We start from the raw sequence: 24,761 nt of genomic DNA, 5'->3' as shown, positions 1-24,761 counted from the left end.
CGGGTGGCTGATCAGTGGTGGCGGGACCGTTCGGCGATCGCGTCGAAGGTCTCCCGGAGTGACGGTCCGCGCGGCCGGTCGACCGGTTCCAGGTAGCTGTTCAGCAGGCCGAGCACCGCCATGCCGACCAGATTGCCCGGAGGTCCCCCGGCGACCACGTCCGCCTGTGGATCGCCCAGGTGCCGGACCGCGAAGCCCTCGGTGACCGCGGCGAGCATGTCGGCCAGCTGGTCCATGGTCACGCCGGTCCGCAGCCGGAACCCCCACACCTTGAACGTGGACTCGTAGATCCGTTTCCACGGCTCCAGCGCACCCGCATAGTTGTTGGCGATCGCATCATGGATCCCGTCGTTGCGGTGCGCCGTCGCCGCCATGATCAGCTGGAGCCGGAACAGCGGCATCCGGCAGATCGCCTCCAACTCGTGGTAGGTGGCCCGGTCGACCGCGTCCGCGAAGCTGCCGTCGTCGGTCAGCCAGTCGCCCCGGGTCTCGCGCGCCGCCCCGTACTGCGGGTCGTAGTTCATCGCGTGGAAGACGAACGCCAGCAGGTCGGTGATGTAGTCGTCGTGGGAGGCCCAGGTGGACCGGTAGGGCCCGTCCCCCTTCAGCCGCAGGAACGGCGGCGCGATCATCTCCGTCTCCCGGATCAGTGCGCGCTCGGTCAGGAAACGGATCCCGGACCAGTACGGCTTCCGCTCCCCCAACGCCCGTTCGTCACCTGGGCGCGACACCCCGGCCCGCTCACCGGCGGCCGAGTCCGCGGCCGGCTCCTGGCTGCCGAGGTTCCGCTCGATGAGAGTGGTACCCGCCTTGAGGTAGGACGCCACCTTCAACGAGTTGGCCAGGCGCTCACGCGTCTGCTCCCGTTTACCCTTCACCCGGGTCACAATCTCCCGGAAGTCCTGGTCATACGGGTAGGGCAGGTCCCGCTTGGTCATCGCCATCCGACCATTGTCACCATCCGCAGCCATCGGCGCGCGGGGCGTCACCCACTCGGAGAGGTCAACGGCGGGTGCACGGTGGACCGGATGTGTCCATCCAGGACCAATCGAACCGGCGGCTCCCTGCTCCTCCACCGCGTCACCGCCCGCCGAGTTCGGAATTGACCCGCCGAGCTGTCAGATCTTGAACGGCGCACCGGAACAGCGCCTCACCGGTCCGCCCGGCATCGCCGCACGCAGCGTCGTCACGGCGCCGCTACGAGGTCGCTGAGGGTCATCGCGGCGGGCAGTGGCGCGACGGTCCCGGCGGCCGGTTCGGCTCGCACGGGGTGCCGAAACCGGCCAGTTGCGGGGGCCGCGTCGGGACTGGAGCCGGGCGGCCCTCAGAAGGGCGCCAACATTCGAGATCTGCATCCACGGCGAAGGTGAAAAGCCGCGAAATTCCCGCAGTCGGAAAACGCCGGGTCAGCGCTGCGCCCGGGGACTGACGGGATTGCTCCAGTGGAGCGCTCCAGTGGTACAACAACGTCGTTATGAGCGGCTGATAACTACATTGCTGTTCCACTGAGGGCAGGGGAGTGCCCCAAACGCGGCATATCGGTGGATGGAGGCGAGGGCGGGCGGGACAGCCTGGGCGGCAACCTGGAGGTCTCGTTCCACTCCTCGGGCCGGGAGTGCCGCCGGGCGGTTCCGATGCAGAATTGGATCACTGGCGGGACCGTCGAGTGCTGGGAAGGCCGCCCGGCGCAGCCCGTGCGTGGCGGTCAGTGGCGTGATCACCGGCAGGTCATCAACGCGATCTGCTGGGTAAAACGTACCGGCTCGCCGTGGCGTGACCTGCCCGAACGCTACGGGCCATGGAAACCCGCTCATCAACGGTTCACCCGGTGGGCGGCCGACGGCACCTGGGCTCGACTGAAAGCCCAGGTCATCGCGCTGGCGGAACTCGACGCCGACATCGACTGGACGCTCAGGTCGACGCCACCATCGTGCGCACCCACCAGCACGCCGCCGGAGCCGCTAAAAGGGGCTGACCGTCGCCGAAACGCAGGCACGGGAAAGTATCGGCCGGTCCCGCCGCGGACTGACCACCAAGATCACACCCTCGCCGACGGCCGCGGCCGATCGTTGGCCACACTCATCACGCCTGGCCAAGCCGCCGACACCCGACAAATGATCCCGCTGCTCGAGCACCTCCGCGTCGCCCGGCCCAGCGGAACCGGGCGGCCCCGTACCCGGCCTACGTCGGTGACCGGTGACAAGGCGTACTCGTCTCGAGCGAACCGCCAGGCCTGCGCGGTAAGCGGATCCGCGCGACGATCCCGGAACCCCACGACCAGATCGCCAACCGAAAACGCCCCGGTTCACGCGGTGGCCGGCCACCGGCGCTCGACCCGGCCGGCTACCGCCGCCGCAACCAGATCGAACGCGGGCTTCAACCAGCGCAAACACTGGCGCGGCCTGGCCACCAGTTTCGACAAACCCGACATGAATTTCCAAGCCACTCTCGACCTGGTTGAAATGCTGGACTGGCTACGCGCCGTTCCCGATGGCCATGATCTGCGCGACAGATGCTAGCGGCGACGGCCGGTCACACCGCTCCCGCCCGCGCCCTCGGTCACCGCGACGTCGACGAGCCCGGCCGCCGACATCGCCGCCGCGATCGGGCCGGTTACGCGGCTGCCGGTGGTCGGCGCGTCCGCGCCGTACAGCACGAGTAGTCGGCCGCCGGGCCGCAGCGCCCGGAACAGGCCGGCTACCGCGGGACCGTCCGGGTCGGTCCAGAAGATGTTGACGTTGATCGAGTACGCCGCGTCGATCGTCTCGTCCGGGACTTCGAGGTCTGGGAGCGACGCCTGCCGCACGGTGAGGCGGCCGGCCGTGATGTGCCCGGCGTTGCGGCGGGAGGTGCGTGCGACCGCCGCCGGTGACCGGTCCACGGCGAGCAGACGGCCGGTGGTGAGGCGGGCGCAGACCAGCTCAGCGGCCACGCCCGGCCCACATCCGACCTCCAGGAGCGTCTCCGCCGGGCCGGGATCGAGCAGGTCCACGCCCCACCGGATGCGTTCCGGCACGGGCAAGGTCAGTCCTGCGGCTGGGCGATGTTGATCATCCAGGGGATGCCGAAACGGTCGATGAACTGGCCGAACTCGTCGCCCCACATCTGCTTCTCCAGGGGAACCGTGATGTTGCCACCCACGGTCAGCTTTTCCCACGCCTCGTGCAGGCCGTCGCCCGCGTCGCCGGTCAGGCTCACCGAGATGGCGCTGCCGGGCTGGTAGTCCGTGTCGGGTGCACTGTCGGCGCCCATCAGGGTCAGGCCGGCCTCGGTCTCCAGCTGGGAGTGCATGACCTTGTCGGCGAGGTCTGGCCCGGGCGCGCCGAAGTCGCCGAACGTGTTGACCGTGAGCTCTCCGCCGAGCGCCGACCGGTAGAACTCCATGGCCTCGCGGGCGTTGCCGTTGAAGGCCAGGTACGGGTTGAGTCGTGACGTCATGACAGGCACGTTAGACCTGGCCGGGGACATTTTCCGGGAGGACGGGTCACCCGGAAGTTGCTAAGTTCCGGGTGTGGTCGTCCGGGTCGCCGGCTTCGCCGGGGAGTACGCGGCGCTCGCCGCCTGGACCGGTCAGTCCGAGGACGAGGTACGGGCGGGCGAGCACTACCACGGCGGCTCGCACCTGGTCGCCTGGGACGGCGACCGGATCGTCGGCGTGGCCCACCGGTGGCACGACCGGGACGGACGGCAACGGCTGCAGTTCCGCAAGTGCCGCACCGGCACGCACGGACCGCTCGCCCGGGCGGTGGACGGTGCGTGCACGGTCAGCATCGGAACGCGGGACGCCCCCGCGCTGGCCGGGCTGGGGTTCGTGGAGACCGGGCGGTGGCGGGAGTACGCGATCCCGGTGGCCCCGGCGCCATCGCGACGGATCGGCGGACCGGACCGGCGGACCGGCGGACGCGACCCCGGAACGCACGACCCGGACCGCGGATCGGCGGAGGGGACCTGCGGATCGTGACGGCGGACCGGGTCGGGCTGGATCGGCTGGCCCGCATCGACGCCGACCTGCGGGGCCGCGAGGTCGACCTGGAGTGGTTCCGGCGGGAGACAGTGGACTCGCCGTACTTCGATCCGCTCACCTACCGGGTCGCGTTCGACGGGGAGCGGGCGGTCGGCATGGCCCGGGTGTGGCTCGGCCCCCGGCCCCGGCCGCATCTGGGCGCGATCGGGGTGCTGCCGGCCCACCGGCGGCGGGGCATCGGCCGCGCGCTGCTGGCGGCGGCGGTGGCACCGCTGGCGGCCCGAGGTGTGCCGGCGGTGACGGCCGTCGCGGATTCCACGGACGCCGCGTCCGACGCGCTGTTCAAGGCAGCCGGCGCCGACGTGGTCGACGGCTGGACCGAGCTGCACCGAACGGCCTGATCAGCAAGGCCGACGCCCCCGCAGACGGACGGCCGGCCCAACCGGCAGATTCAGAAAGCCCTACCGCGGGGCGAGACTGCGATCGCAAGTTCTTGCGACCGATGATTCGATCGTCAAAGTTGGCACCCTCCACCCCGCCGCACATCGACGCCTACCGCTTTACCGGGCTGAAACCGGATGGTAATTTCCGCAAGGAGTTTCATCCGTCCCCCGTGGAGGCTCGCATGCGCATCCGCCGGATTGTCGCCGCCGCGACGACCACCGCAGCACTGCTCTCGCTCGGCAACGTCCCGGCCGAGGCCTCCCCCGCCGGCCCGGGCAGCCGCGACGTCATCGTCCACCTCTTCCAGTGGCCGTGGGCGTCGGTCGCGAACGAGTGCACCACGGTGCTCGGCCCGAAGGGCTTCGGCGGCGTGCAGGTGTCCCCGCCGCAGGAGCACGTCGTCCTGCCCGGCCGGGGTCACCCGTGGTGGCAGGACTACCAGCCGGTCAGCTACCAGTTGACCAGCCGCCGTGGCGACCGGGCGGGATTCGCCGCCATGGTGCGCACCTGTCATGCGGCCGGCGTGAAGATCTACGTCGACGCGGTGGTCAATCACATGGCCGGCGGGGCCTCCACCGGGGCGGGCAGCGCGGGCTCAGGCTACTCGCAGTATGCCTATCCGGCGGTGCCGTACGGCAGCGGGGACTTCCATCATTGCGGGCGCAACGGCAACGACGACATCGCGAACTGGGGCGACCGGTGGGAGATCCAGAACTGCGAGCTGGTCGATCTGTCCGACCTCAGGACCGAGTCATCGTACGTACGGGGCAAGCTCACCGCGTACCTCGATGATCTGGTCTCGCTCGGGGTGGACGGCTTCCGGGTGGACGCGGCCAAGCACCTGCCGGCCGCCGATCTGGCGGCGATCGTCGACCCGGTGGGCGGCGAGCCGTACGTGTTCAGCGAGACGATCGAGGGCGGGGCCGGCGAACCGACGCCGGAGGAGTACGCGGGCGTCGGCGACGTCACCGAGTTCCGCTACGGCGACGTGGTGGGCAGCGCGTTCCGGGACGGCAACCTGGCCGGGCTGAACACCCTGGCGGACGCCATGCGGCTGGATTCCGGCGACGCGGTGGCGTTCATCGACAACCATGACACCCAGCGCAACGGGCGGGCGAAGCTGACCTACCGGGACGGCTCGCCGTACGCGCTGGCCGAGGCGTTCCTGCTGGCGCACCCGTACGGCGTACCGCAGGTGATGTCGAGTTTCGCCTTCACCGACCCGGAGGCGGGCCCGCCGGCCGCGTCCGACGGCACCACCTCCGCGGTGGCCTGCGGCAGCGGCTGGGTGTGCGAGCACCGCTGGCGCACCACCGCGAACATGGTGGCGCTGCGCAACACCGCGGCCGGCGCGCCGGTCACGCACTGGTGGACCAACGGCTCCCAGCAGATCGCGTTCGGCCGGGGCAGCGCCGCCTACGTGGCGTTCAACCGCTCCGGTACGCCGCTGTCCCGCACGTTCCAGACCAGCCTGCCGGCCGGGACGTACTGCGACGTGATGAACGGCGACCCGGACGGCGGCTCGTGCACCGGCCCGGTGTACCGGGTGGACGCGGCCGGCCAGGTCACCGCCACGGTGCCGGCCGGCGGCGCGCTGGCCCTGCACACCGGTGCGCGGACCGGCGCGCCGGGCCCAGGTGGGTGCACCACGGTCGCCACCGGGTTCGCGGTCGACGCCACCACGGTCTGGGGCGAGAACGTCTTCGTGGTCGGCGACACCGCGGCGCTGGGCAACTGGAACCCGGCGAACGCGGTGGCGTTGTCGTCCGCCACGTACCCGGTCTGGCGGGGCACCGTCGCGCTGCCGGCGGGCACCGCGGTGCAGTACAAGTACCTCAGGAAGAACGGCTCCGCGGTGGTCTGGGAGAGCGACCCGAACCGCACCCGGACCACCGCGTCCGCGGCGCCGTGCTCGGCCGCCTGGACGGACACCTGGCGCTGACCCGGCAGCGGGCCCGCGGACCCGATCGTTCAGGTCCGCGGGCGAGCCGCCGATGGAATGCGCATGGAGCCGGTGCGTCGCGGTGTGGCCGGGCGGAGACGCCTGGTCGGCTTCGTGCTGGTCCTGCTCGTGCTGGTGACCGGCGGCGCCGTCTCGGTCGGTGCCGCGGTGGCCGTCGACCGCAGCCGGCGGCAACTCGCCACGCAGGTCATGGACTACCACCTGCGGACCATCGCCGAGGAGATCACCGACGAGGTCAGCCACTACGGTGACGCGCTCACCGACCTGGCCGCCGGGGTCAGCGCCCAGGAGCACCTGACCAGCGAGGACTTCGAGGGCATGACGGCGGCGATGGACGGCAGCCGGCTGCCCGGGGCGAGCGGTGTGTCGTTCGTCGTGCCAGCCTACGACCACGAGGTGGCCGCGGTGCAGGCCAAGTGGCGGGCGCGGGGCGCGAGCCGGCTCAGCCTCTACCGCAACGGTACGGACACCGAGCACGCCTTCGTCGTCTTCCAGCGCTCGTTCGACACCGCCCTGCCGTTCGGCGGGCGCGATCTGAGCCAGACCCCGGAGACCGCCGAGGCGCTGCGGGTGGCCCGGCGCAGCGCCGCCTTCGCGGTCGGCCCGGCGCACGTGCAGCCGGTCGACCGGCCGGGGACCGCGGACCGGCAGGACATCACGTTCACCCTGGCGGCGCCGGTGTTCGGGCGTCCCGGTACGGCCGACGCCCGGACCGTGCACGGATGGATCACCATGGGCATGCGGGGCGACGACTTCCTGCGCCGGACGCTGCAGGCGGAGGCCCGCGACGCCCTGCGGGTGCACCTGGTCGACCCGGCCGGTCACCGCACGCTGACCATCGCCTCGGTGGCCGGCGGCACCCCGATGGACGACCCCGCGCTGCACCGGGAGAAGACCATCGAGGTGGGCCAGCACACCTGGCGGCTCCGGATGACGCCCACGACCGCCCTGCTCAGCGCGTCGGATCAGCGGATGGCTCAGCTGACCGTGGCGGTCGGCACCGGGTTCACGCTGCTGGTGGCGTTGCTGGTGGGCATGTTGACGATCGGCCGCAACCGGGCCATGGACCGGGTCGACCAGGCCACCGCGGCGCTGCGGCAGGACATCGAACGCCGCCAGGCCGTCGAGGAGCGCCTGCGCCAGCGGGAGAACGAGCTGCGCCGGCTGGCGTTCCAGGACCCGCTCACCGGGCTGGCGAACCGCAGCCTGTTCCACGAACGGGTAACCCGGGCGCTGGACACCCACGCCCGCAGCGCCGGCACGTTCGCGGTGTTCTTCATCGACCTGGACGGCTTCAAGGCGGTCAACGACCGGTACGGCCACAGCGCCGGCGACGCCGTCCTGCTCGCCGTGGCGGAGCGGCTGCGCGGCTGCCTGCGCGACTCGGACACGGTGGCCCGCTTCGGCGGCGACGAGTTCGCCATCCTGCTGGAACAGCTGGCCGCGCCGGAGGAGGTGCACCTCACCGCCACCCGCATCGTCGAGGCCGTCCAGGCACCGGTCGACCTGGGCGCGCGGGAGGCGCGGGTGACGGCCAGCGTGGGGGTCGCCCTGAACCGGGCCGGCGACAACGCGGACGACATCCTGCGGGAGGCGGACCTGGCCATGTACACCGCGAAGTCCACCGGGAAGAGCCGGCACGTGCTGGCCGGCGCCTGACCGCCGTACCCCCGGGTTGTGCTTTCCGCACGGTCGTGCTCTTCTTGGCGGGTGGGTAAGGGCGAGGAGACGCGGGCCGCGGTGCTGGACCGGGCCGTGGACGTGGCGCGCCGGCTCGGGTTGAACGGGCTGACCATCGGCTCGCTGGCGGAGCAGGCGGAGCTGTCCAAGAGCGGCCTGTTCGGGCACTTCCGCTCGAAGGAGGCGCTGCAGCTGCAGGTCCTCGCGCACGCCCGGACCGGCTTCGAGGTGGCCGTCGCCCGGCCCGCCCTGCGCACGCCGCGCGGCGAACCCCGGCTCCGCAAGCTGTTCGATCTGTGGATGGACTGGGACGCGCTGCCCGGCGGCTGCCCGTTCGTGGCGGCGTCGACCGAGTTCGACGACCGGCCGGGAGCGGTGCGCGAGCGCCTGGTGCGCGACCAGCGCGACATGATCGACATGATCGCCACGGTCTTCCGGACCGGCGTCGCCGAGGGGCACTTCCGCGACGACGCGGACGCCGACCAGTTCGCCCAGGACATGTACGGCGTCATCCTGTCCCGCCACCACTACCTCCGGCTGCTCGACGACGAGCGGGCCGACCAGCGCGCCCGGCACGCCTTCGAGGCGCTGCTCCACGCGGTGCGCCGCATCCCTTCCGACTGAAAGAGGCATCCACCATGACCACCAGGACCGGTCCGTCCCCGCAGAAAAGCACGAACGTTCGTGTCTTCCAGGTGCCCCGGCCGGTGCGGATGGCGTTCGCCGTGCTGAACCGCGCCTCCCCCGCCCTCGCCGCCCGGTGGGCCGAGCAGATCTGGTTCACCACGCCCCGCCGGGCGGCCCCGGCCCGGGCGGTGCCGGTGCCCGGCGGCAGCGCCTTCACCGTGGACACCGGCGGTCACCGGGTGGTGGGTCAGGCCTGGGGCACCGGGCCGGCGGTCTACCTGCTGCACGGCTGGGGCGGCGAGGCCAGCCAGCTCGCCGGGTTCGTGCCGCCGCTGGTCGAGCGCGGACACCGGGTGGTCGCGTTCGACGCCCCCAGCCACGGCCGGTCCGCCCCGGGCGCGTACGGGCCGCGGTCGTCCACCATCCCGGAGTTCGCGGCCGCGCTGACCGCCGTGGTGGACGCCTGCGGGCCGGCCCACGCGGTGATCGCGCACTCCATGGGCGGCGCCGCCACCGCGGTCGCCCTCTGCGACGGCCTGCGCGCCGACCGGGTCGCGCTGCTCGCCCCGATGGCCGGCACGACCGCGTACGGGCGCCGCCTCGCCGGCCTGCTCGGCCTCGGCGAACCGGCCTACCGGCGGCTGGTCGCCCGGGCCGAGCGCCGCGTCGGCGCACCGATGCACCACTTCGACGTGCCCGCGCTGGGCCGCGCGGTGGCGATGCCGAGCACCCTGGTGGTGCACGACCGCGACGACGCGTTCACCCCGGTCGGCGACGGCCTGGCGATCGCCGCGGCCTGGCCCTCCGCGCGGCTGCATCTGACCACCGGGCTGGGCCACCGGCGGCTGCTGCGTGACCCCGGCGTGGTGGCCGAGGTGGTCGGCTTCGTCGCCGGTGGACGGCTAAGGTGAGGCCGGTCGATGTCCGCCTGCTCCGGAGGCTGCCGTGCGAATCCGGTCCGCCCCGCGCGCCTGCGTCGCCGTCGCCTCGGCCGGCGCGCTCCTCGGCGCCACGCCGGTGCCCGCGGTCGCCACCGGGGACCGGCCGCACGGCAAGATCGTGCAGATGCTCCACCACATGACGTTACGGGAGAAGGTCGGCCAGCTGTTCGTGGTCGAGGTGTACGGCCAGGACGCCGGCACCGTGTCCCCCGGCAACCGCGCCCGGTACGGCGTGGACACCCCGGCCGAGGTGATCGACAAGTACCGGCCCGGCGGGGTGATCTACTTCGACGCCCGGCGCGGCCCGGACAACCTGCGTGATCCGCGGCAGATCGCCACCCTGTCCAACGGGCTGCAGGCCGCCGCGATGCGCCGGCGGCGGCCGATCCCGCTGCTCATCTCCACCGACCAGGAGGGCGGGTCGGTGGTCTTCCGGCTGACCGCCCCGGCGACCGCGATGCCCGGCGGCATGGCGCTCGGCGCGGGACGCTCGGCGGCCGACGCCCGCCGCTCGGCCGAGGTGATCGGCACCGAGCTGGCCGCCGTGGGGATCAACCAGAACTACGCCCCGGTCGCCGACGTCAACGTCAACTCCGCCAACCCGGTGATCGGCGTACGCTCGGCCGGCGCCGACCCGGCCCTGGTGTCCGATGTGGTCGGCGCACAGGTCGACGGCTACCACGACGGCGGGGTGGCGGCCGTGGCCAAACACTTCCCGGGACACGGCGACACCGCGGTGGACAGCCACTTCGGCCTGCCCGAGGTGACGCACACCCGCGCGGAACTCGACGCGGTGGACCTGCCGCCGTTCCGGGCCGCGATCGCCCGGGGCGTCGACACGATCATGACCGCGCACGTCGTCCTGCGGTCGGTCGACCCCAGCGGCACACCGGCCACGATGTCCCGGCCCGTCCTCACCGGGCTGCTCCGGGAACACCTCGGCTACCGCGGCCTGATCGTCACGGACGCGCTGGACATGGGCGGCGCCTCCGGCACGTACCCGCCGGAGGTCGCGCCGGTCGAGGCGCTCCGGGCCGGCGCCGACCAGCTCGTGCTGGCCCCCCGGATGGACCTGGCGTACGCCGCCGTGCTGGACGCCGTCCGCACCGGCCAGATCTCCCGGCGGCGCCTCGACGCGTCGGTCGCCCGGATCCTGCGGCTGAAGATGAGCCGGGGCCTGTTCGCGGACCCGTACGTCGACGTCGAGCGCGCGGACCGGGTGGTCGGCGCGCCGGAGCACCGCCGCGACGAGCAGCGCATCACGGACCGCACCACCACGCTGGTCCGCAACGACGCCGGCCTGCTGCCGCTGACCGGCCGGCCGGGCACCGTCCTGGTCACCGGCTGGGGCGCCACCACGACCGGCGGGCTCGGCACCGCCATCGCCCGGCGCGGTCCGGTGGTGACGATCCGGGAGACCGGCAGCACACCCACCCCGGCCGCCGTCGACCAGGCGGTGGCCGACGCCCGGCAGCGCGACCTGGTGGTGGTGTCCACGATGAACGCGGACGCGGTCGACGCCGCCACCGGACGGCCCACCGCGGCGGCCGCCGCCCAGCAGGCGCTGGTCCGGGCGCTGCTGGCGACCGGGACGCCGGTGGTGGTCGCGGGCGTGCGCAACCCGTACGACGTCGCGTACCTGCCCGGGGCGCCGACCTACCTGGCCACCTACGGCTACACCGCCGCGTCGATGGAGTCGCTGACCCGGATCCTGTTCGGCGAGATCGGGCCGGTGGGGCGGCTGCCGGTGGCGATCCCCCGGGCGGACGGTCCGGGCGTGCTCTACCCGTTCGGGCACGGGCTGGGCTTCCCCGGCTGACCGCGGCCGGCGGGTCACCCGATGCGGTAGCCGACGCCCGGGGTGGTGGTGATGACCGGCGGCAGGCCGATCTTGCGGCGCAACCGCCCCACGGTCACCGTGACGGTGTTGGTGAACGGATCGGCGTTCTCGTCCCAGACCCGCTCCAGCAGCTCCTCCGCGCTCAGGTGGCCGGGGCTGGCCAGCAGCAGCGCCTCGAGCAACGCGAACTCCTTGACGGACAGGTCCAGCGGGCGGCCGTCCCGGGTGGCGGTCCGGCGGGCCGGGTCGAGTTCGATGCCGGCCGCGCGCAGCGTCCGGGCCCGGGTCGCGGGGCGGCGGCGGGCCAGCGACCGGATCCGCAGCACCAGCTCCGGGAAGTGGAACGGCTTGGCCAGGTAGTCGTCGGCGCCGAGGGTGAGGCCGCTGACCCGGTCGCCGGGCGTGCCGGCCGCGGTGAGCATGAGCACCATCGGGCGGTCCTCGCGCTCGGTGATCATGCGGCACAGCGTGTCGCCGGAGATGCCCGGCAGGTCCCGGTCGAGGACCACCACGTCGTACCGGTTGAGGTCGAGCTTCGCGGCGGCGGCCAGGCCGTCGTACCCGAGGTCCACGGCCATGCCCTGGTCCCGCAGGCCCTCGGCGACGATCTCGGCGAGCGACCGGGCGTCCTCCACCACGAGGACCCTCATGCCGGGACGTCCGGGAACCAGACCGTGACCCGCAGCCCGCCGTCCGGCCGGGCGTGCAGGTCGAGACGGCCGCCGTGCGCCTCGGCGACCGCCGCCACGATCGACAGGCCGAGGCCGAGACCCGGTCCGGCGGCGGTGCGGTCGGCCAGCCGGCCGAACGGCTCGGCCAGCCGGGTCAGGTGCGCCGGGTCGATCCGCCCGCCGCCGTTCTCCACCACGAGGTACGCCGCCGCGTCCGCGGTACCCGTGCGGATCCGGATCCACCCGCCGTCGTCGTTGTGCCGGACGGCGTTGTCGACCAGGTTGTCCACCAGCCGGGCCAGCAGCGTCCGGCGGCCCCGGACCGAGGCCCGCGTGTCCGGGGCGATCTCGAGCGTGAGCTGTCCCGCCGCGGCGGCGGCCCGGTGCCGGGACACCGCGTCCGACACCAGCGCGCCGAGCGGCACCGGACCCTCCCCGGCCAGGACGCCGTGCTGCGCGCGGGCCAGCACCAGCAGATCCTCCAGGAGGCGGTCGACGTGGTCGAGTTCGGTCCGGACCCGATCGGCCAGTGCCCGGGTCTGCGGCGGCACCGGCTCCGGCTTGGCCATCGCCACGTCCAGCGCCGCGCGGATGGTGGCCAGCGGGGTACGCAGTTCGTGCGAGGCGTTGGCGACGAACCGGCGCTGGGCGGCGAACGCCGCCTCCAGGCGGCCGAGCAGCCCGTCGACGGTGTCCGCCAGAGCCTTGACCTCGTCGGCCGGACCGGCGACGGCGAGCCGCTCGTGCAGATTGTCCGCGGTGATCCGCCGGGTCGCCGCGGTGATGGTGCGCAGCGGTCGCAGCACCCGGCGCGCCGCCACGTCGCCCAGCAGCACCGCCACGGCGGCCATCACCAGCAGCGCGATCAGCGAACCGGCCAGCAGCTGCCGGGCCTGGATCGCGTGCACCTCGGCCAGCTGCGCCTGGAGCAGGCGGACCTGATCCGCCGCCCCGCCCGGTGCCGCGGCGGGCTGCGTCACCTGGGTCCGGGCGAGCAGGTTGGTGAGCACCAGCAGGCCGGCGCCGGAGATCAGGAAGAGGCCGGCGTACAGCACGGTGAAGCGCTGCCGTACGGTCCGCCACGGTCGAAGCATCCGTCCAGGATGCCGGTCGCCGCCTAACAGCGGTGTGACATCGCGCGTTCCGGCCGTGTTACCCGCCGCTGCGTAGAACCGTCGGCATGCCTCGTATCGTTTCCGGCCGGACGGTCGCCCTGGCGTCCGCCGTCCTCGTCACCGTCCTGCTCGGCCTGCTCGCCGCGTACGCCGGCCGTCCCTCGTGCTCCGTCGGGGACGTGCCGACGACCTGTCCGACCGACCCGGTGGGCCCGCACGGGCAGCCGGTGAGTGACCAGTTCTCCTTCACCCACCGGCCGCTGTCCACCGACGGCAGCATCACCGTCCGGGTGACCGAGTTGACGGGCATCATCACGCACCCGCCGCCGGACCACAACACGATCGTGCCGGGCGTGGTGCCCTGGGCGAAGGCCGGCCTCATGATCAAGGACGGCACCCGGACGGGTTCGTCGTACGTCGCGCTCGTGGTGACCGGCGCGCACGGCGTGCGGCTGCAGTCCGACTACGTCCACGACGTCGCCGGCCGGCCCGGCCGGGTGTCCCCGGACGCACCCCGCTGGCTGCGTCTCACCCGCTCCGGGAACACCGTCACCGGGTACGAGTCCGCGGACGGCCGGCGGTGGACCCGGGTGGGCGCCGCGCGCGTCGCCGGCCTGCCGCCGACCGCCGAGGCCGGCCTGTTCGCCACCTCGCCCGGCGACCTGACGCTACGCCGGGTGGCGCTCGGCGGGCGGATCACCGAGTCCCGCTTCACCCAGGCCACCGGCACCTTCGACGCGGTCGAGGTGACCGGCGGCCCCCCGGTGCCGTGGCGGCAGACCGTCGTCGGCGAGACCGGCGGCAGCGACTGGGAGAAGCGCCATCGCCCGGCCGGCACGGTCCGCTCCGGCGGCACGGTCACGGTCACCGGCTCCGGCGACGTCGGGCCGCTCGGCTCGGTCGGCAGCCGGCAGCTCGAGGACCTCCTGCCCGGGTTGCCCGTCGCCCTGCTGATCGTGCTGCTGGTGGCGGTGCGGCACCCCACCCTGGCGCGGGCACCCGGGATGGCCGCGGCCGCGTTCGGCACCGGACTGCTGGCCGCCGGCGGCACCGTGCTCCTCGGCGCCGCGGCCGTGGACCCGGTGCCGCTCCCCACCGCGGTACGGGTGGTGGCCGGTGTCGCAGCCCTGTTCGCCGGCGCGGCCGGGTGCGCGGTCGCCCTCCGGGTGCTGGTCCGCCGAGCCTGGATCGCCGGGCTGCTGGCGGCGCTGGCCGTGGTCGTGCCGTACGCGCTCGCGGCCGTGCCGTTGCTGCCCGACCCGGCGGCGCAGTGGCTGCTGCGGGTCACCCCGGCCGCCGGCTTCGCGGTGGTGCAGACCGTGACCCGGTATCCGCAGGTGTTGTCGCACTACGCACCGTCCGGCGGGTACCTCCCGCTGTCCTGGTGGGCCGGGCTGGCGGTGCTCGGCGGGTACGTGGTTGTGCTCCTCGGCTGCGCCCGCGGCACCCGCCGGCGCGGTGGCCTATCGTCGGACCGTGACGGGTGAGTTGTTGTTGGTCGCGCTGGTCGAGATGGCGCCCGGCGCCGTCGAGGCCGGCCGGCGGTACGAGGATGCGGTCCTGGACCTGCTGGACCGGCACGGCGGCGCGGTCGAGCGGCGCCTGCAGAGCACCGACGGGACCAGCGAGGTGCACGTGATCCGGTTCCGGGACCGGGCCGGATACGAGTCCTTCATGGTGGACCCGGACCGGCTCGCCCTGCGGGAGCGCGCCGGGGACGCCGCGCCCACCACCCGCGTGCTCGAGGTCCGCGACCGGTAGGGTCCGCACCGATGAGCGAGGCGTTCCGGGACCACGGCTGGGTGGCGCTGACCGCCCTGCTGCTCGTCCCGGCGCTCGGCGGCCTGCCGGCCCGGCTGGCGGCACACCGGCGGATGCGGCGCGGCGTGCCGCCGGGGCCCGCCTGGCGGCACAGTCTCGCCGAGGTCGCGATGGTGGCCGGCACCGTGCCGTGGCTGGTCATGGCGTTCACGCCGCAGCCGGCGGCGGGTGGGGTGACCGCGGTGCCGCTGCGCGACCTGGCCGTGCAGCTGGCCGGCGACCCGGGCACCGTGCTCGCCCAGGTGACCGGCAACCTGCTGGTCTTCGCCGCGTTCGGGTTCGCCGCCCCGGTCCGGTTCCGGTCGCTGCGCCCGCCGCTGGTCGGCGTGCTCGCGTGTGCCGGGTCGCTGGCCGTCGAGATCGGACAGTACGCGCTGGACATCGGCCGGGTGTCGTCGGCCGACGACGTGCTGCTCAACACGCTCGGCGCGATGGCCGCCGCGGGCCTGTCCCGGCGCTGGTGGTCGCCCGCGTCCGGCGACCGGTCCGGCGTATCGCGGCCGGCCGTCCGCCCGGTGGCCGGACGTCAGTCCCCGACCGGGAGCACCTCCGAGTCGCCGTCGCCCCAGGAGACCTCCAGCGCCACCACCGCCGTGCCCATCACCGACAGCACGGTGACGTCGACGGAGTGACCGGCCGCCACGTCGGCGCCGCCGGTGAACCGGACCAGCCAGGCCGCGTCGGCGGGGAGTCCGGCGACGCGCACGCCGGTGGCCTTCGCCCGGCCGATGTTCCGGAGCCGGTAGGCGATCTTCCCGACCCGGGTCAGCGTCCAGCGGACCGGCGGCGGCTCCTCGGCGGTGCCGGACGGTGCGATCCCGGCCTCGGCCGCGGCGGCCTGGCGTTCGGACGCCTCGGCCTGGCGTTCCGCGGCGTCCGCGGAGCGGGCCGCCTCGGTGGCGGACCGGTCGGCCGCCCGGGCCGACCGGGCCGCGACGGACAGACCCGCCACCGCGACGACCAGTGCCAGCGCCGCCAGGCCGGAGGACACCCAGTCCTTCGGCTCCATCACGGCACCCCAGGCCAAGGGATTCATGTTGCCGACGGTAGCGGCACGGTGCGGAGGTCCACCACGGACACCCGGTCGGATCGACGCAACATGCATTGTCTGTGCCGATTTTTCCTGGCCATACCACGGTGGCAACTGTCCATGATCACTCATTGTCATCACCGGTCGCGGGCCGTACGCTTCGCGGTTGATAACACAAAGTGACGTGGCGGCGTCCGCACAACGGTGATAGCCGATCAACGTCCCGGTGCTTGTGGGGAAGGCGATGACCGGGCCGAACATGGTTGCGCCACGGAAGGATCCGTGGACGGTGACGATGCACGCCGAACCGGCGGGCACCCGGGAGGACCACCCGCTCGGCACCGGGGTGGTCATCGACGACTGGCGGGTGCTGACCTGCTGGTCGGTGGTCGCGGACCGGCACGCCTCGGGGCGAGGAGTCTGGGTGGCGTTCCCCAAGGCCGGAGTGTCCCGGTCGGCCCGCCGGCGGGTGGTGTCGGTCCGGGCCGACGAGGGCAGCGGCGTCGCCGTCCTGGTGCTGGACGAACCGGTGCCGTCCGGCGTACGGGCCGCACCGCTGCTCTGCCCGGACCCCGGTGACCTGGCCGGCGAACGGTGGTGGGCATTCGGTTTCCCGGCGGACGCCCCGCTGGGCAGCGACGCGCAGGGGACCGTGGGTGCCGCGCTCGCGTACGGATGGGTGCGTCTGGAGGTCGAGTCCCGCACCCGGCTCGGCGCCGGGTTCCTCGGTGCCGGCGTGTGGTCCAGCCGCTTCGAGGCCGTGGTCGGCGTGGTCGGGCGGGTACCGCAGAGCGGCGACGCCGCGGCCCTGACGCTGGTGCAGGCGAGCCAGGACCTGCCCGAGGAGAAGCTGCAGGCGCTGGCGAGCTGGTCGGTCATCGACGCCGGCGAGTCCGCGCTGGCCGCGTGGGGCTGGTCGCTGGACGCCGATGTGGAGGCCGGCCGGCACTGGCGTCCCCGGGCCCGCGGCGTGGCGGTGGACAGCGAGGCCGGGTACCGGTTCCGGGGACGCCGGGCCGCGCTCTCCGCCGTGGTCGGCTGGCTGGAACGCGGCATCCTCGACGACCGGATCCTGATCGTGACCGGCTCACCGGGCGTGGGCAAGTCGGCGGTCCTCGGCCGGGTGGTCACCACGGCCGACGCCGGCATCCGGTCATCCCTGCCGGACGACGACGACGCGGTCAAGGCCGAGGTCGGCACGGTCAGCTGCGCGGTGCACGTGAAGGGCAAGACCGCCCTGGACGTCGCGGCCGAGATCGCCCGGGCCGCCGCGGTACGCCTGCCGGACCAGGTGGCCGATCTCGCGCCCGCGCTGTGCCGGCGCCTCGGCGACCGGGACGCGCCGCGCTTCAACCTGATCCTGGACGCGCTCGACGAGGCGGTCAGCCCGCAGCAGGCCCGGCTGATCGTCGACGACATCGTGCTGCCGATCGCGCGGCGGTGCGGGCGGGCCGGCGCCCAGGTGATCGTCGGCACCCGGCGCACCGACGACGGCGGTGACCTGCTGCGGTCGTTCGGCCCCGACCGTCTCGTCGTGGACCTGGACAGCGAGGACTTCTTCGAGGTCGAGGACCTGGCCGCCTACGCGCTGGCCACGGTCCAGCTGGTCGGCGCGGAGCGGGCCGGCAACCCGTACCGCGATCCGGCCGTGGCCGGCCCGGTGGCCATGCGGATCGCCGAGCTGGCCGACCGCAACTTCCTGGTCGCCGGCCTCATCGCCCGCCGGCACGGCCTGTACGACACCCGCCCGGTCCGGCCGAACGAACTCGCCTTCTCCGCCGACGTGGACGCCGCCCTGGACGACTACATCCAGCGCCTGCCGCCGGTGGGCCGTACCCCGGCGAAGCTGGCGCTGACCGCGCTCGCCTACGCCCACTCCCCCGGGCTGTCCCTGCCGATGTGGCAGATCATGCACCGGGCCCTCGGCGCCGTGGCCGAGATCCGGGACCTGGAGGAGTTCGCCCGCTCGTCGGCCGCGAACTTCCTGATCGAGTCGAGTTCGGACGCCGCGGCACCCGAGTTCCGGCTGTTCCACCAGGCCCTCAACGACGCGCTGCTGCGCGAGCGGCACCGGTACGAGCTGGCCCCGACCGACCAGCGCAGCATCAGCTACCACCTGATCCGGCACGGCCGGGCGGTCGGCTGGGGCGACGTGGACCGCTACCTGCTGCGCTCGCTGCCGGAACACGCCGCCGCCGGCGGCCTCATCGACGAGCTGCTGATCGACGACCGGTACCTGCTCTACGCCGACCTGCCGCGCCTGGCGCCGCCGGCCAACTTCGCCCGTACCATCCTGGGCCAGCAGCGGGCCCGGCTGTTGCGGCTCACCCCGCAGGCGGCCTCCGCCGATCCGGCCGAGCGAGCCGCCCAGTACAACGTCACCGCGGCGCTGGAGGACCTGGACGCCCGGATCGTGGTCGACCCGCGGGCGCCGTACCGCACCGCCTGGTCGTCGGTGCAGCGACGGCAGGAGTGGGCGGTCTTCGAGGGGCACACCAGCGCGGCGCACGCCGTCTGCGCGGTACGGTCCGGCACCGGGCGGGTGCTGATCGCCAGCGGCGGGACCGACGGCACGGTCCGGCTGTGGGACCCCAGCACCGGGCAGCAGGACGGCGTCCTGCTGGCCGGCGGACCGGTCTCCGTGCTGTGCCCGGTCGCCGTGGCCGGGCGGCCGATGGTGGCGTCGGCCGGGCCGGACGGGACGGTCGTGCTCTGGGATCCGGACACCGGACAGCACCGGCACACCCTGCACCTCGCGCCCGGCCGGATCCGCACCATGTCGGCGCTGGACCGCCCCGGCGCGACCCGGATCGCGATCGGGCTGGCGGACGGCTCGGTCCGGCTGTGGGATCCGGCGCGCCACGACGCCGAACTGCTGCCGGGGCACGCCGACGAGGTCGACGTGGTGGCCGGGGACGGCGACCGGCTCGGGGCCGGCGGCACCGACGGCCGGATCCGCTGCCACGTGCCGGGCGGCACCATCGGGTGGACGGTGGCCGGGCACCGCGGCGCGGTCACCGCGATGTGCTGGCTGACTCTGGGCGGGCGGCGGCTGCTGGCCTCGGCCGGCGCCGACGGGGACGTCCGGCTGTGGAACGCCGACTCCGGCATCGGCCGGCTGTTCGTCGAGGGACAGCCGCGCCCGGTGACGTCGTTGTGCCCGATCCAGATCCGCGGGATGAGCCTGCTCGCCACGGCGAGCGACGACGGCACCGTACAGCTGTGGAATCTGGGCACCGGGAAGGCGTGGCCCGGGGTGTTCGGTCACGGCGCACCGGTCCGGGACCTGTGCACCGTGCCGTTCCACGACCGGGTGCTGCTGGTGTCGGTGGGCGACAGCACGGTGCGCTGCTGGGACCCGGAGACCGCGGAACGCTGGTCCGAGGTGCCGGGCCGGTCCGCGGACGTGACCGCGTTCGCCGCCTTCTCGGACGGCAGCCGGGCGCTGGTGGCCTGCGGCCGGGGCGACGGCGTCATCCAGTTGCGCAACGCGGCCACCGGCGAGGACGCGCGCATCCTCACCGGCCACACCGGACCGGTCACCACGCTGAGCGCGGTCTTCGCCATGGGCGACGTGCTGCTCGCGTCCGGCGCCGCCGACGGCAGCGTCCGGGTGTGGGCGCACCGCTCACCCACCCCGACGATGACCCGCCAGGACAAGACCGGCTGGTCGACCGCGCTCAGCACCGCGTACGCCAACCGCCGGGTGTACGTCGCTTCGGCCGGCGAGCACGGCACCATCCAGCTGTGGGACCCGTACACCGGCCGGGAACGGATGGACCGCCTCGGGCAGCAGAACCGGTTCTTCCGGCGCCGGCCCCACGGCCACCACGGGAGCGTCGCGGCGCTGTGCACCCTGACCACCCCGGGCGGCTGCCGGATCGTCTCGGCCGGTCAGGACGGCACGGTACGGGTGTGGGACCTGGAGACCCGGCGCCCGCACCTGGAGTTCCGCAACCACAAGGGCCAGGTCCGGGCGCTCTGCACGGTCACCGTGCGGGGCGAGGAACTCGTCGCCTCGGCCGGCGACGACCAGGTGGTCCGGATCTGGGACAGCCGGACCGGCCGGCAGCGGCATGCGCTGCAGGGGCACACCGGGCGGATCAGCGGGCTCTGCACCGTGCCCGTCGACCGGCGTACGCTGCTCGCCTCGACCAGCCAGGACGGCACCGCCCGGCTGTGGGACCCGGCCACCGGCACGCTGGAGCTGACCATCCCGGTGCACCACGAGGCAACCGCCTGCATCGCGGCCGCGGGCCTGCTGATCGTCGGGCTCAGCGCCGGGATCCTGGCGCTGAGCCTCAACCTCTGACCGGGGCGACGTCCGCCGGCTCAGGTCCAGCGGATCGACCGGACCGGGAACGGCCTCGGTTCCGTCGTACCCTCGAAGGTCCGGCCGGCGAAGTCCGGCAACTCGTAGTGGGTGGCACGGCAACCTGCGAAGGTCTGGTACCAGTCGAGCAGGAGCGGCCCCCACGCGGGTACGGCCCACTCGTAGTCGACGTCGCCCGCGTCGGCGGTGCACGGCGCCGGGGCCGACACCAGGTATCTGCCGTCCCCGGCCAGGTACATCACCTCGATGGTCGCGTCGGCCGCGGCGGTCACCGGCGCACACGCCGCCGGGCCACCGGCACGCGAGAGGCCGATCATGCAGCGGTGCGGTTCCGCCGCCCGGGCGGGCGGCGGAACGGTCAGTGCGCCCACCGCGGCGGCGGTGATCAGGGCCAGAGCCCGGGTGTACGTCTGCACGGTCGTTCCTTTCCGATCGGCGGGGTGGCGGCGCGGTGTGCGCCGCCACCCGAGCGGTCAGGACCAGCGGATCGAGCTGGCCTCGTCGTCCATCCAGCCCATGTCGGCGCGTCCGGTGTCGTACGCCATCGAGATGCCGGTGAAGTGGCTGTGCTCGAAATGCTGGGCCCGGCAGCCGGAGAAGGTCTGGTAGGACCCGACCTGGTCGTTCCAGTACGAGCCCAGCTCGGCCACGTGCCAGTCGACGTCCGCCAGGCTGGACGTGCATCCCCAGGCCGCCGTGACCACCCATTCGTTGTCGTCGAAGTCGCTGTCCTCGAACTCGATGCCGATCAGCACGTCCGCCAGCGAGTTGCTCCGGCCCGCGCCGCGCGCGTTGCTGTCCTCCACCCGGGCGCGGAAGCGGGCGTCCTTGAGCGCCGTACCGGCGTCCGCAGGCGCGTCGGCGATCCGGCCGCCGGTCGCGCGGGCGATGGCCTCGGTGAAGCTGCCGAAGCACACCGGCGCGGGCCGCTCGGCCGACACGTCCAGCACGCAGTGGCCGGACGTCCCGGCCCCCGGCACCGGTGCGGCGGCCGCCTGGGCCGGCGCGACGGCGGGCGCCAGCGCCAGTCCCAGCGCGGTGGCCGACGTGAGCATGAGCGTTCGGATCCTCATGGGTCCTCCTCGGTTCTGCTGACGCCGGGTCGGGCGACCCGGCCCCTGCACCGTCGCGCGCCGATCTGGTCGGCGACCTTGCGGCCACCTTGCGGACCGGACAGGATCGACGATGGGCGATGGGAGGGGGACGTGGAGTTCCTTCTGCTCGGGGAGGTCCAGGTATGGGCCGGTGGCCGCGCCCTGGACGTCGGCACCCCCCGGCAGCAGGCCGTGCTGGCCGCTCTGGCGGTGGACGCGGCCCGGCCGGTGACCATCGAGGCGCTGGTGGACCGGGTCTGGGACACCGAACCGCCGGCCGAGGCGCGCAATGTGGTCTACTCCCACGTCAGCCGGATCCGCCGGATGCTGCGCCAGGGCGCCCGCGACGCCGGCGGGGCGGCGCCACGGATCACCCGGCGGCCGGCCGGCTACCTGTTCGACGTCGACCCCGACCGGGTGGACCTCCACCGCTTCGCGCGCCTGGCCGACCGCGGCCTCGACCCCCGGTGCGCCGACCCGGACCGGGTGCGCCTGCTGGGCTCGGCGCTGGAGCTGTGGCGGGGCCCGCCGCTGGGCGGGGTGCCGGGCGCCTGGGCGGACCGGATCCGGAACGGCTGGCAGCGTCGGCGGCTGGCCGTGGTGGTGGCGTGGGCCCTGGCCCAGTCCCGACTCGGCCGTCCCGAACCGGTGATCGCCGACCTGTCCGATCTGGTGGCCGAGTATCCGCTGGCCGAACCGCTGGAAGAGGCGTTGATGCGGGCCCTGCACGCCGCGGGGCGCACCGCCGAGGCGGTCGAGCGCTATGCCGCCCTCCGCCGTCGCCTGGCCGATCAGCTCGGCGTGGATCCCGGCAGCGAGGTGCGCACCCTGCACCAGGCCCTGCTGCGGGGAACGCTGCCGGCCGCGGCCCCGGCCGTGCCGGTGGACGGCCCGGTACCCGCTCAGCTGCCCCCGGACGTACCCGTCTTCGCCGGCCGGGACCGCGAACTCCGCCGCCTCGACGCGCTCGCCGGCGCCGGTGGTCCCGGACCCGCGACCGTCACGGTCACCGGCACGGCGGGGGTCGGCAAGACCGCTCTCGCCGTGCACTGGGCGCACCGGGTACGCCACCGGTTTCCCGACGGCCAGCTGTACGTGAACCTGCGCGGGTTCGACCCGACCGGCACACCGATGACTCCCGCGGAAGCGGTACGGAGTTTCCTGGACGCCCTGGACGTGCCGCCGGAACGGCTCCCGGCCAGCTTCGAGGCACAGGTCGGTCGGTACCGGAGCCTGCTCGCGCCGCGGCGCGTCCTGGTGCTGTTGGACAACGGGCGCGACGCCGAGCAGGTCCGGCCACTGCTTCCCGGCGCGCCCGGCTGCGCCGTCGTGGTGACCAGCCGGGACCAGTTGACCGCGCTCGTCGCCGAGGGTGCCCAGCCGGTCCCGCTCGACCTGCTCGGCCCGGCCGAGTCGACCGAACTGCTGGCCCGCCGGATCGGCGCGGAGCGGGTGGCCGCCGCGCCCGCCGCCGTCGCGGAGATCGTCGTGTGGTGTGCCCGGTTGCCGCTCGCCCTCAGCGTGGTCGCCGCCCGCGCCGCCCTGCACCCCGACTTCCCGTTGGCCGCCCTCGCCGGGGAACTCGCGGGCACCGGGCCGGTGGCCGGCTCCGGCCGGGGCCCGGCCCGGCCGATGTTGACGTCGTTCGTGGGCGCCGGCCCGGCGGCCGACCCGCGAGCCGCGTTCTCCTGGTCGTACCGCCAGCTCACCCCGCCGGCGGCGGCCCTGTTCCGGCTGCTCGGCCTGCACCCGGGACCGGACGTGACGGTGTCCGCGACGGCCAGCCTGACCGGCCGGCCGGTGGCCGAGGTACGACCGTGGCTGGCCGAACTCGCGCGGGCCCATCTGGTCGACGAGCGCGTCCCGGGCCGGTACGGTTTCCACGATCTGCTCCGCGCGTACGCCGCCGAACTCGCCGGTGAGCGGGACGGCCGGGCGGAGCGACACGCCGCCACCCGGCGCATGCTGGCGCACTACGTGCACAGCGCGGACGCCGCCGACGCGCTGATCGACCCGCACCGGGACGCTCCTCCCGAACCGCCGCCGGTGCCGGCGGGTGTGGTCGTGGAGCGGCCGGTGAGCCGCGAGCACAGCCTCACCTGGCTCACCGCGGAGCGGGCGGTTCTGCTCGCCCTGCTGCACCAGGGCGCCGGTTCGGATTCCGAGACCTGGCACCTGGCCTGGGCGCTGCGGCGCTTCCTCGCGTACCAGTGCCACTGGCAGGACGAGGTGGACGCGCTCACCGTGGCCCTGGCCGCGGCCCGGCGCACCGGCGACCCCGGCCGGGAGGGCTTCGCCCACCTGTATCTGGGCGCCACCCATGTCCACTTCGCCGACTACCGGAGGGCCGGTGCGCACCTGCGGTCCGCGCTCGACCGGTACCGTGCGGCCGGCGATCCGCTCGGTCAGGCACACGCGCACCACCTGTTCGCCTGGATGCTGGAGCAGCGGGGACGGGCCCGGGAGGCGCTCACCCATGCCGAGGCGGAACTGGCCCTGTACCGCGCCGCCGGGCACCTGGTCGGCCAGGCCCGCGCCCTCAACGCCGTCGGCTGGTTCCACAGCCGCCTCGGCGACCACCGGGCCGCGATCGAGTACTGCGAGCTGGCGCTCAGCCTGCAGGAGGAACTCGGCGACCAGTTCAACCTGGCCGGCACGCTGGACAGCCTCGGACACGCCCATCACCGCCTGGGCCGGCACGCACAGGCGTTCGCCCACTACCGCGCCGCCGTCACGCTCTACCGGTCCCTGCAGCACCGCTATCACGAGGCACAGGTGCTGAACTCGCTCGGTGACGCCTGCCTCGCGGCCGGGGACGCACCGTCCGCCGCCGACGCCTGGCGGGCCGCCTACCACCTGTTCTCCGGCCTCAGGCGCGCCGACGCCGAGGAGGTACGCGAGAAGCTGGCCCGGCTGGCGTCGGCGGAGGTGCGCGCTTGACCCGGCTTGCCGGGCCGGGCACCGTACAGAGAAACCCCCACATTGGAGGATGCCGTGGCGCAGGATCCGATCTCCGACGAAGACCTCGACGACCTGGCCGGCGCGCTGGACGGCCTGGAGCAGCTCACCGCCGCGCAGCGCAGACTGCTCGCCGCGGTGGTGTGGGCCGCCGCCGACACGGTGCGTCCCAGCGCAGCGACCGAGCACCGCTCGTTCCAGGAACAGTTCCGGGCCGCCTACACCCCGGGGGTGGCCGAGCTTCTCATCGAGCGGGCCGGCCACATCACCCGCGGATGAC

At 74.0% G+C, this 24,761-nt stretch carries 22 protein-coding genes; 14 read left to right on the top strand and 8 right to left on the bottom strand.

Going from position 1 to position 24,761, the window contains the following annotated elements:
- Positions 1–11 precede the first annotated feature (11 nt).
- Positions 12–944, bottom strand: coding sequence for a hypothetical protein (locus tag LDL48_RS03590; protein ID WP_225253523.1), 933 nt, complete (start codon positions 942–944; stop codon positions 12–14).
- 690 nt (positions 945–1,634) lie between these two features.
- On the opposite strand from LDL48_RS03590, the gene LDL48_RS03585 reads away from it, so the two are divergent.
- On the top strand, positions 1,635–2,519 hold the full coding sequence (locus LDL48_RS03585) for an IS5 family transposase (RefSeq protein ID WP_225253522.1): 885 nt from the start codon (positions 1,635–1,637) through the stop codon (positions 2,517–2,519).
- Here LDL48_RS03585 and LDL48_RS03580 read toward each other — a convergent pair.
- Both LDL48_RS03580 and LDL48_RS03575 read right to left on the bottom strand, forming a co-directional pair.
- Complete coding sequence (locus LDL48_RS03580) at positions 2,516–3,016, bottom strand: class I SAM-dependent methyltransferase (protein ID WP_225253521.1); 501 nt, start codon at positions 3,014–3,016, stop codon at positions 2,516–2,518. The two genes, LDL48_RS03585 and LDL48_RS03580, sit on opposite strands and share 4 nt — an antisense overlap.
- Positions 3,017–3,024: 8 nt before the next feature.
- Positions 3,025–3,438, bottom strand: coding sequence for a VOC family protein (locus LDL48_RS03575; RefSeq protein ID WP_225253520.1), 414 nt, complete (start codon positions 3,436–3,438; stop codon positions 3,025–3,027).
- A 73-nt stretch (positions 3,439–3,511) separates the two neighbouring features.
- Between LDL48_RS03575 and LDL48_RS44390 the strand changes: the two genes are divergently transcribed.
- The 7 genes from LDL48_RS44390 (at position 3,512) to LDL48_RS03540 (ending at position 11,438) form a co-directional block, all read left to right on the top strand.
- Positions 3,512–3,961, top strand: coding sequence for a hypothetical protein (locus LDL48_RS44390; RefSeq protein WP_225253519.1), 450 nt, complete (start codon positions 3,512–3,514; stop codon positions 3,959–3,961).
- A complete protein-coding gene (locus LDL48_RS44385; protein ID WP_225253518.1) occupies positions 3,958–4,365 on the top strand; it encodes a GNAT family N-acetyltransferase in 408 nt (135 codons plus the stop codon). The genes LDL48_RS44390 and LDL48_RS44385 overlap by 4 nt, the downstream gene beginning before the upstream one ends.
- Positions 4,366–4,589: 224 nt before the next feature.
- Positions 4,590–6,350 (top strand): carbohydrate-binding module family 20 domain-containing protein, encoded by a 1,761-nt coding sequence (locus LDL48_RS03560; protein ID WP_225253517.1) that lies wholly within the window; start codon positions 4,590–4,592, stop codon positions 6,348–6,350.
- A 63-nt stretch (positions 6,351–6,413) separates the two neighbouring features.
- A complete protein-coding gene (locus LDL48_RS03555; RefSeq protein ID WP_308016431.1) occupies positions 6,414–8,030 on the top strand; it encodes a diguanylate cyclase domain-containing protein in 1,617 nt (538 codons plus the stop codon).
- Positions 8,031–8,081: 51 nt separating this feature from the next.
- A complete protein-coding gene (locus LDL48_RS03550) occupies positions 8,082–8,675 on the top strand; it encodes a TetR/AcrR family transcriptional regulator (protein WP_225253516.1) in 594 nt (197 codons plus the stop codon).
- A 14-nt stretch (positions 8,676–8,689) separates the two neighbouring features.
- Positions 8,690–9,589, top strand: coding sequence for an alpha/beta fold hydrolase (locus LDL48_RS03545; RefSeq protein WP_225253515.1), 900 nt, complete (start codon positions 8,690–8,692; stop codon positions 9,587–9,589).
- A 34-nt stretch (positions 9,590–9,623) separates the two neighbouring features.
- Complete coding sequence (locus LDL48_RS03540; RefSeq protein WP_225253514.1) at positions 9,624–11,438, top strand: glycoside hydrolase family 3 protein; 1,815 nt, start codon at positions 9,624–9,626, stop codon at positions 11,436–11,438.
- 14 nt (positions 11,439–11,452) lie between these two features.
- On the opposite strand, the gene LDL48_RS03535 is transcribed toward LDL48_RS03540, so the two are convergent.
- Together LDL48_RS03535 and LDL48_RS03530 are read right to left on the bottom strand one after the other, a co-directional pair.
- Positions 11,453–12,109 (bottom strand): response regulator transcription factor, encoded by a 657-nt coding sequence (locus LDL48_RS03535; RefSeq protein WP_225253513.1) that lies wholly within the window; start codon positions 12,107–12,109, stop codon positions 11,453–11,455.
- Positions 12,106–13,224, bottom strand: coding sequence for a sensor histidine kinase (locus LDL48_RS03530; protein WP_225253512.1), 1,119 nt, complete (start codon positions 13,222–13,224; stop codon positions 12,106–12,108). Before LDL48_RS03530 ends, LDL48_RS03535 begins: the two co-directional genes overlap by 4 nt.
- A gap of 86 nt (positions 13,225–13,310) precedes the next feature.
- On the opposite strand from LDL48_RS03530, the gene LDL48_RS03525 reads away from it, so the two are divergent.
- From LDL48_RS03525 to LDL48_RS03515, 3 genes are read left to right on the top strand one after another with little or no spacing between them, the layout of a single operon-like run.
- The gene (locus LDL48_RS03525; RefSeq protein ID WP_225253511.1) at positions 13,311–14,732 is read left to right on the top strand and encodes a DUF1349 domain-containing protein; all 1,422 of its coding nucleotides are present in this window, start codon (positions 13,311–13,313) and stop codon (positions 14,730–14,732) included.
- Complete coding sequence (locus LDL48_RS03520) at positions 14,722–15,006, top strand: hypothetical protein (RefSeq protein WP_225253510.1); 285 nt, start codon at positions 14,722–14,724, stop codon at positions 15,004–15,006. Before LDL48_RS03525 ends, LDL48_RS03520 begins: the two co-directional genes overlap by 11 nt.
- Positions 15,007–15,017: 11 nt before the next feature.
- Positions 15,018–15,698 (top strand): VanZ family protein, encoded by a 681-nt coding sequence (locus tag LDL48_RS03515; protein ID WP_225253509.1) that lies wholly within the window; start codon positions 15,018–15,020, stop codon positions 15,696–15,698.
- Here the strand turns inward: LDL48_RS03515 and LDL48_RS03510 are convergent.
- On the bottom strand, positions 15,593–16,102 hold the full coding sequence (locus LDL48_RS03510; protein ID WP_225253508.1) for a hypothetical protein: 510 nt from the start codon (positions 16,100–16,102) through the stop codon (positions 15,593–15,595). The genes LDL48_RS03515 and LDL48_RS03510 overlap by 106 nt on opposite strands.
- Positions 16,103–16,391: 289 nt before the next feature.
- Here LDL48_RS03510 and LDL48_RS03505 point away from each other — a divergent pair, with 289 nt between their 5' ends.
- Entirely contained in the window at positions 16,392–20,408 is a 4,017-nt protein-coding gene (locus LDL48_RS03505) for a trypsin-like peptidase domain-containing protein (protein WP_225253761.1), read from the top strand.
- Positions 20,409–20,428: 20 nt separating this feature from the next.
- Here LDL48_RS03505 and LDL48_RS03500 read toward each other — a convergent pair whose 3' ends face one another.
- Together LDL48_RS03500 and LDL48_RS03495 are read right to left on the bottom strand one after the other, a co-directional pair.
- Complete coding sequence (locus LDL48_RS03500; RefSeq protein ID WP_225253507.1) at positions 20,429–20,845, bottom strand: hypothetical protein; 417 nt, start codon at positions 20,843–20,845, stop codon at positions 20,429–20,431.
- A 57-nt stretch (positions 20,846–20,902) separates the two neighbouring features.
- The gene (locus LDL48_RS03495) at positions 20,903–21,502 is read right to left on the bottom strand and encodes a hypothetical protein (protein WP_225253506.1); all 600 of its coding nucleotides are present in this window, start codon (positions 21,500–21,502) and stop codon (positions 20,903–20,905) included.
- A 132-nt stretch (positions 21,503–21,634) separates the two neighbouring features.
- Here LDL48_RS03495 and LDL48_RS03490 point away from each other — a divergent pair, with 132 nt between their 5' ends.
- Positions 21,635–24,463 carry an AfsR/SARP family transcriptional regulator gene (locus LDL48_RS03490; protein WP_225253505.1) on the top strand — a complete coding sequence of 943 codons (2,829 nt, stop codon included), beginning with the start codon at positions 21,635–21,637 and terminating at the stop codon, positions 24,461–24,463.
- 54 nt (positions 24,464–24,517) lie between these two features.
- Positions 24,518–24,760: a hypothetical protein gene (locus LDL48_RS03485; RefSeq protein WP_225253504.1), complete on the top strand. Its 243-nt coding sequence runs from the start codon at positions 24,518–24,520 to the stop codon at positions 24,758–24,760.
- The last annotated feature ends 1 nt before the right edge of the window (position 24,761 follow it).

It is taken from the genome of Jidongwangia harbinensis (assembly GCF_020216025.1).
GTDB lineage: Bacteria > Actinomycetota > Actinomycetes > Mycobacteriales > Micromonosporaceae > Actinoplanes > Actinoplanes harbinensis.
The sequence above is the reverse complement of the archived record's forward strand: the minus strand, read 5'-3'. Positions and strand labels throughout refer to the sequence as shown.